Source organism: Schwartzia sp. (in: firmicutes) (assembly GCF_978017985.1).
The window spans coordinates 1-7221 of record NZ_CDXDFU010000033.1; the positions used below are offsets into that span (position 1 = coordinate 1).

Annotated in this window: 9 protein-coding genes and 1 pseudogene; 9 read left to right on the plus strand and 1 reads right to left on the minus strand. The window is 49.4% G+C overall.

Features of this window, described 5'->3' with window-relative positions; genetic code table 11:
• The 8 genes and pseudogenes from ACY69O_RS01465 to ACY69O_RS01500 all read left to right on the plus strand — a co-directional run.
• Positions 1 to 353: pseudogene (locus ACY69O_RS01465) on the plus strand (ATP-dependent zinc metalloprotease FtsH); the annotation flags it as partial.
• An 8-nt stretch (positions 354 to 361) separates the two neighbouring features.
• The gene (locus ACY69O_RS01470) at positions 362 to 799 is read left to right on the plus strand and encodes a PaaI family thioesterase (protein ID WP_462331697.1); all 438 of its coding nucleotides are present in this window, start codon (positions 362 to 364) and stop codon (positions 797 to 799) included.
• 1 nt (position 800) lies between these two features.
• Entirely contained in the window at positions 801 to 1979 is a 1179-nt protein-coding gene (locus ACY69O_RS01475) for a D-alanyl-D-alanine carboxypeptidase family protein (RefSeq protein WP_462331698.1), read from the plus strand.
• Between the two features lie 211 nt (positions 1980 to 2190).
• Complete coding sequence (locus ACY69O_RS01480; protein ID WP_462331699.1) at positions 2191 to 3216, plus strand: branched-chain amino acid aminotransferase; 1026 nt, start codon at positions 2191 to 2193, stop codon at positions 3214 to 3216.
• 60 nt (positions 3217 to 3276) lie between these two features.
• Positions 3277 to 3537, plus strand: coding sequence for a YhdT family protein (locus tag ACY69O_RS01485; protein ID WP_462331700.1), 261 nt, complete (start codon positions 3277 to 3279; stop codon positions 3535 to 3537).
• Positions 3527 to 5020, plus strand: coding sequence for a sodium/pantothenate symporter (panF, locus tag ACY69O_RS01490; RefSeq protein WP_462331701.1), 1494 nt, complete (start codon positions 3527 to 3529; stop codon positions 5018 to 5020). Before ACY69O_RS01485 ends, panF begins: the two co-directional genes overlap by 11 nt.
• A gap of 18 nt (positions 5021 to 5038) precedes the next feature.
• The gene (locus ACY69O_RS01495) at positions 5039 to 5716 is read left to right on the plus strand and encodes a Crp/Fnr family transcriptional regulator (RefSeq protein ID WP_462331702.1); all 678 of its coding nucleotides are present in this window, start codon (positions 5039 to 5041) and stop codon (positions 5714 to 5716) included.
• 207 nt (positions 5717 to 5923) lie between these two features.
• A complete protein-coding gene (locus ACY69O_RS01500; protein ID WP_462331703.1) occupies positions 5924 to 6187 on the plus strand; it encodes a hypothetical protein in 264 nt (87 codons plus the stop codon).
• 89 nt (positions 6188 to 6276) lie between these two features.
• On the opposite strand, the gene ACY69O_RS01505 is transcribed toward ACY69O_RS01500, so the two are convergent.
• Positions 6277 to 6504, minus strand: coding sequence for a phosphorylase family protein (locus ACY69O_RS01505; RefSeq protein ID WP_462331705.1), 228 nt, complete (start codon positions 6502 to 6504; stop codon positions 6277 to 6279).
• A gap of 173 nt (positions 6505 to 6677) precedes the next feature.
• On the opposite strand from ACY69O_RS01505, the gene ACY69O_RS01510 reads away from it, so the two are divergent.
• On the plus strand, positions 6678 to 7221 hold a 544-nt coding region (locus tag ACY69O_RS01510), incomplete at its 3' end, for a tetratricopeptide repeat protein (RefSeq protein ID WP_462331704.1).

Below are 7221 nucleotides of genomic sequence, written 5' to 3' on the forward strand. Positions count from 1 at the left end.
CAAACGATATCGAGCGCGCAACGAAGCTGGCCCGTGCCATGATTACACGGTATGGCATGAGCGACGAGTTCGGTATGGTGGCTATGGAGCAGGTAACGAATCAGTATCTTGGCGGAGACACTTCGCTCATGTGCTCTCCGGATATGCAGCGTGAAATTGACCGCAAGGTTGTGGCACTGGTAAAAGAGCAGCATGAAAAGGCAAAGGCTATTCTCACGGAGAACAGCAATGCCCTTAACAGACTGGCGGATTATCTGTATGAAAAGGAAACTATCACAGGCGACGAATTCATGAAGATTCTTCATGCCGTAGAAAACGGTGTTGAGATTACCGCGTTCAACGAGGAGGCATAATCCCGGCGATGGAATTTAAGGACGATGAGCGTATTGTTGACTCGGTACGCAATAAAATCGGTTTTTTCAAAGGCAAGAATCCCATGCTTGAGACTATGGGAGTTGATGTCACAAGCTTCACATACGGTGAGGTGCGGCTTGATGCCGAGGTGACTCATAACCTGACGAATATATATGGAATCGCCCACGGGGGCCTTGCAATGGTGCTGGCGGATACGGCCATGGGCGGTGCATGCCTCGGATGCAACAAGCGTGTGGTGACTCTTTCCATGAATATGAATTATCTGAAGGCCCTTCCCGAGGGGACGCATGTTTTCGCAGTAGGAAAAGTCGTGCACAACGGGCAGCATACAATGGTATGCGAGGCTGATGTCATAGACGAGTTCGGTGATGTCTGCCTTAAAGCGCAGGGAACCTTTTATGTTTTGAAGGAGTATACGTATTAAAATGGAACGATTATGGAATAGATTTTCAGGCGCGGCGCGTCTCTTTATCTGCGCGGCAGTCTGCCTTTTGATATTTTCCGAAGCCGTGTCTGCGGCACCGAGGGAGCCTTGGATTACGGCAGAGGCAGCCATTGTTGTTGAGGCGTCTACGGGCCGTGTTGTATATGAAAAAAATGCAGACCGTCTGATGCACCCTGCAAGCCTCACAAAGATGATGACGTGTATTCTTGCAATCGAGAATACGTCCATGGATTCAACGGTGGTTATCAGTCCGAGCGCGGCGGCTACAGAGGATACATGGCTTGACGATGCTGCGGGACGTGCTGTACGCATGGGCGACCTTGTGGAGGAAATGATGATTGTCTCCGACAACGGAGCGGCTGTGGCTATCGCGGAGCAGATGGCGTCATCTGTCCCTGCTTTTGCGGATAAGATGACGAAGAAGGCGCGTGATATCGGCGCGTCAAAGACGCGGTTCGCAAATCCGAATGGGCTTACGGAGGCACAGCACGTATCCACGGCGCGCGATATGATGATGATTGCCCGTTATGGATGGAACAATCCTGAATTTCGCCGTATTGCGGGCATGAGGAAAAAGGACGTTTACTGGCAGTCTCCGCGAACTCTGGGGCTTTCCGTTGAGACAACCAACGAGCTTCTGGGCGTTTATCCGGGAATGGCAGGGTTAAAGACAGGCTGGACGAATGCTGCGGGTGGCTGCTTTGCAGGGGCTGCCACACGGGGAAATGTTACACTTATCAGTATCGTTCTCAACGCTCCCGATACAAAGGACCGCTTCCGCGATACTGTGAAGCTGATGGACTACGGCTTTTCGAGAGTACGTGTTACGAAAGGCCCTGTAAAAGAGCAGCTCGGTCAGTCGGTGTGGGTGCATGACGGTTCAACCTATAAAGTCACTGCACACCCGAGAGAGGACATAAGGTATGTTCTTTTCGACAATGAACGCTCCGACCGCTGCGGCTACCGCATGGAAATGCCTAGATTTATCCACGCTCCGATAAAAGCGGGGGATAAGGTGGGCGAGCTCGTTGTGACTTACGACGGGAAGGAAACGGGCCGTATCGACATGGTGGCGGATGAGTCCATGGGAAAGGGCTTCAGCCCCATTGGTGAGATTGTGGGCTTTGCGGAGCTTCTGCTGAGCCCGATATTGGGATAAATACATGAAATGTTTGGGAGCTGTGAAATTCACGGCTCCTTTTTGTTTGTATGCACAAGATTTTTCTCGGATTATCTGTTGCAAAGTTGCACAAAAAAGAATAAACTATAGCTAATCTCGTTCGTAAGGTTACATCTTTCGAATAATACGAATGGACAAATGTATTACAAAAAACTGCTGTGGGTGCAGAAATATTTTGGAGGGATTGTGTATGGCAAAGAAGGACATTGACTGGGGAAATATCGGGTTTGAATACCGTGTTACCGACAAACGGTATGTCTGCAATTTCAAAGACGGGAAATGGGAGGAAGGCGGACTTACGGAAGACCCGATGGTAGTAATCAGCGAGTGCGCGGGCGTACTGCAGTATTCGCAGTCCTGCTTTGAGGGACTCAAGGCGTATACCACGAAGGAGGGCGACATTGTATGCTTCCGTCCTGACCTTAACGCAGAGCGTATGTATGATACGGCAAAATATCTGGAGATGCCTCCGTTCCCGAAGGATAAATTCATCGAGGCTGTTCATGAGGTCGTAAAGGCAAATGCTGATTACGTTCCGCCGTATGGCTCCGGTGCTACGCTTTACATTCGTCCGTACATGTTCGCTTCCAGCGCTGTTATCGGAGTTAAGCCGGCAGATGAATATCAGTTCCGCATTATCACTATGCCGGTTGGTCCGTATTACAAAGGCGGCCTTAAACCGAATGTAGTCAAGATCAGTGATTTCGACCGCGCCGCACCGCATGGCACAGGCCATATCAAGGCAGGCCTGAACTATGCCATGAGTCTGCACGCAGGTGTTCAGGCTCACGCCGAGGGCTTTGCCGAGAACTTCTATCTCGATCCGGCAACCCGCACAAAAATCGAGGAAGCAGGCGGAGCTAATATTATCTTTGTTACGAAGGACAACAAGCTCGTCGTTCCGAAGTCCCCGAGCATTCTGCCGTCCATCACGCGCCGTTCCCTCGTCTACGTTGCCGAGCATTACCTCAACATGCAGGTAGAGGAGCGCGAGGTATTCCTGAAGGAAGTTCCTGATTTCGTTGAGTGCGGCATGTGCGGTACTGCTGCCGTCATATCACCGGTCGGAAAAATCAATGACCACGGCAAGGAAATCTGCTTTGCAAGCGGTATGGAGACAGCAGGTCCTGTCATCACGAAGCTTTATGAAACGCTCACAGGTATCCAGATGGGCTCCGTTGAGGCTCCGGAAGGCTGGATTCACAAGATTGATTAACTGATTTGCTAAAATCCCCTTTCTAAGGTACACTTTAGTACATTGGAAAGGGGATTTTTTATGTCTGAAAAAGAAAAATATCGGCAGATATGCCGTGAAGCTGCATGGACGGGGATATCCCTTCTGGCGCTCATCATATTCTGGCTCTTTGCGGGCTTCGGACTGAAGGATTCGGGTATTGAGATTTTTCATATGCCTCTCTGGGCTGTTATGTCCAGCTTCGGAGTATGGATTTTTACGATTATTCTTGTGAAATGCCTGACGTCCTTTGTGTTCCGTGATATGCCGCTGGACGAGAAGGAGGAAAACCATGCAGAATGAAGGCAACCTCCTGTCGCTTTTGCCGCTGCTCTGTTTTATGACGTTCATGATAGGCATTGGCTTTTATGTGCGTCATCAGCAGGAACAGGGCGGCTCGAAAAATTTCGTGCAGCAGTATTTTATAGGCAATCATGACCTTGGCGGATTCGTTCTCGCCATGACAACAGTCGCTACCTACAGCTCGGTGAGCTCCTTTGTCGGCGGTCCGGGCATGGCATGGAAAATCGGCTTCGGCTGGATTTACATGGCGGTGGTGCAGGTAACGGCGATTTTCCTTGTGCTGGGCATCTTTGGCAAACGCGTGGCACTTCTTTCGAGAAAGTTTAACGCGGTTACCGTTGTAGATATTATCCGCGAGCGTTTCCGCTCGGATTTTCTCGCGGGCATGGCAGCGTTCATTATTGTGCTGTTTTTCTGCGGCACAATGACGGCGCAGTTCGTAGGCGGAGCGAAGCTCTTTGCTACGGTCACGGGCTACAGCTACGAGATGGGGCTTTTGCTTTTCGGTCTTGTGGTTGTCGTCTATACAACGGTTGGCGGCTTCCGTGCCGTTGCTCTGACGGATACCTGCTGTGCAATCATGATGATGATCGGCATCGTGCTGCTGTTCTCATGTGTACTTGATGCAGGCGGCGGCTACACAGCTATAATGGAAAATATTCATGCGAACCACCCGGAGATGCTTGAGCCGCTTTCGGCAGGAAATATGCCCATAGGGCTTTATCTCACCCAGTGGCTTCTTGTAGGTATTTTCACCATTGCGCTGCCGCAGTCTGTAGTCCGCGGTATAAGCTACAAGGACACAAAAAGCCTGCACCGTGCAATGATTATCGGTACGGTTGTTGTCGGCTTTATGAATATCGGTGTCAATTTCACGGGTATTCTCGCACACGGTGTGCTGACGGGATCTCTTGAAAGCTATGGCGGTGTTGACTATATTATTCCCAAGACCATTGTGGCTTCCATGCCGTCGTATCTTGTGGGCTTTGCTATCATAGGTCCGCTGGCGGCATCTGTTTCGACTATCTCAGGCCTTCTGATTGTTGCGTCCTCGGCTATTTTGAAGGACGTATATCTCCATCAGAAGAAAAAGGCGGGCGAGAGCGTTCCTGACAAAAAGCTCCGCTTCCTGTCCATGCTGGCGACGGCGTTTATCGGAGCGGTTGTGTTCTTTATCGCGCTGACGCCGCCTAGCCTTATCTGGATTATCAACATGTTCGCCTTCGGCGGCCTTGAAACGGCATTCTTCTGGACGCTGCTTCTGGGACTCTACTGGAAAAAGGCGAACCGCATGGGCGCGCTGCTCTCCATGGGCGGCGGTACTATAGCCTACTGCGTGACGCAGTTCCTGGGCTTTAAGATTCTTGGCCTGCACCAGATTACAATCGGTATCACGGTATCGCTTCTGTTCTTTATCATCGGCTCTTATTTTGGCAAGCCGACAGAAAAGGAAGTAATTAGAGAGTTTTTCCCCGGTGAGTGAAAGAAGGTAGGCGGCGGAATGAAAAAGACAGCAACAGACCTTTATATCCGTAAATTTGCCTTTTGGCAGCAGCTTACGGATTCGCAGCGTTCGTTTCTCAATGACCATACGTATCCCGTGAGCTTTAAAAAGGGTGAAATGGTGCAAAGCGACAGCGACCGCTGCGCGGGGGTGCTCCTTGTGAAAAAGGGAAGCCTCAGAACGTATACTTTATCTCCTGACGGACGCGATGTTACGCTTTACCGTCTCGAGGTCGGAGATGTGGGCGTTATGTCGGCGGCCTGCGCCCTTCAGTCGGTGACATTTCATGTGCTCATTGAGGCAGAGGCGGATACTGAGGTTCTGCTGACTGAGTCTGATGCATTCCGCCGGCTTGCCGATGAAAATATATATGTGCGCTGCTGCGCATATGAGAAGGCATCCGAGCGTCTCAGCGATATGCTTTGGAAGCTGCAGCAGATTCTCTTTTTGAGCGCTGACCAGCGCCTGGCTATGTTCCTCAGGGACGAGAGCACAAAGCTTGGAAGTGACGAGCTGCGCATTACCCATGAACAGATTGCAAGATACATGGGAAGTGCCCGTGAGGTCGTCAGCCGTCTTTTGAAATTATTCGCACAGGAGGGCATTGTCGAGGTTCGGCGGGGTGCCATAAAAATAAAAGATAAAAAGAAATTGCAACGCTTCGCGTTGGGATAATATTCAAATAATAAGGGTAAAAAATAGGACGATTAAAATTGTATGAAATGGTTGCTTATTTGAAATAATTATGGTAGCATATTAATCGGCTTTGTTTTACCGTGGCAAGACAATATATCGTGGATGATTTGATTGTCTTCCTGAAAGTGGATTTAGATGCCGTTGGTAAGACAGGGGTATCGCCATAAGTAAGGAAGGAGAATTAATTTGGCACAGGAAAAAGTTGATGCAACACAGGATAAAACAGATCTGACATTCGCAGTTTGGACGATGATGTACAACGCATTGAAGTATTCTTTCTCAAGAGAGGATGCTATCAAACTGCAGAACATGATTTTGCCGGAAGTTGTAAAAGACGTAACGGAAACAGCTAAAGCAAGACATGCAGGTGATGAGACGAACTTCACCTCTGATGATGTCCGCACGGCTATCGGCCGCATTCTGCTCAGAAGATTCGGCGCAACGGCATAAAATCAAATAGGCTGAATCAGGACCTTCTCTATTGGAGAAGGTCCTTTTTGTATGTAAAATGCCGCCTGCGTTATGAACAACTACTGCAGTTACTTTTGTGATTCCTGAAGCTCAGCGTAGTAAGCCTTGACAACCATAAGGGTAAACTCCTGACTGATTACGCCGGCTTCGGGATTAAAGGACTCACCGTGGAGCTCTGCGTTTGACAGGACACGGAGACCGATGAAGGGAACACCGTACATCTTACAGATCTGTGCGGAAGAGTGTGTTTCCATTTCCTCGCATAAAGAACCGTATTCCGTGTTAAGAAAATGAATCCTTCCCGGTGTCCGGTTCCAGCTGTTGTTAGATTATAACATAGTATTCATTGTCATTAACATCAGAGCTTTTTTGTTTGCAATGGGAAGCATTGTTGGTAGAATATATTTGAGTGAGCGTGGAAGCACATACCAAGGCGCTTGCTGTAACTTGAATGAAAAGCGGTGGGAAGATGGAAAAACTGTACAATAGCATCTATAACAGCCTGGACAGACGGGACTATACTGCCGCACGGAAATATATTGAGGAGCTGGCTCCCCATGATCCGGTGGAAGCGGCAAGGCTGATGGTCAGCCTGTATATTGAGCAGGAGGACAGCCGCGGAGCTATGCAGGCCTGGGATAAGCTTAATGCACTTCTTCCGCATGATTTTTTTACGCAGTTCCTTCATGCCAGGATTCTTTTTATGGAGAAGCGTTATGTCAGTGCTTATAAAGAACTGAAAGATATTCAGCTGCCCTCGGAAAAGGTGTATGGCTATGGGGAAAAGATAGCGAACCTGATGGGGCAGTGCTGTCGGATTTTAGGCAGAACAGGCGAGGCTGCACAGGCGTATAAGAAGGCGGCGGAGTGGGCATCAGAGCCGGCTCTGAAAGCTATGGAATACAGCAATTACCTGTTTAATCTCCATTACAGCGGCAGCCACAGTGCCGAATATCTGCGGCAGCAGGCGGCAGGCTTTGGACAGCTTTTTCATGGAGTAGAAATCTTTAAGC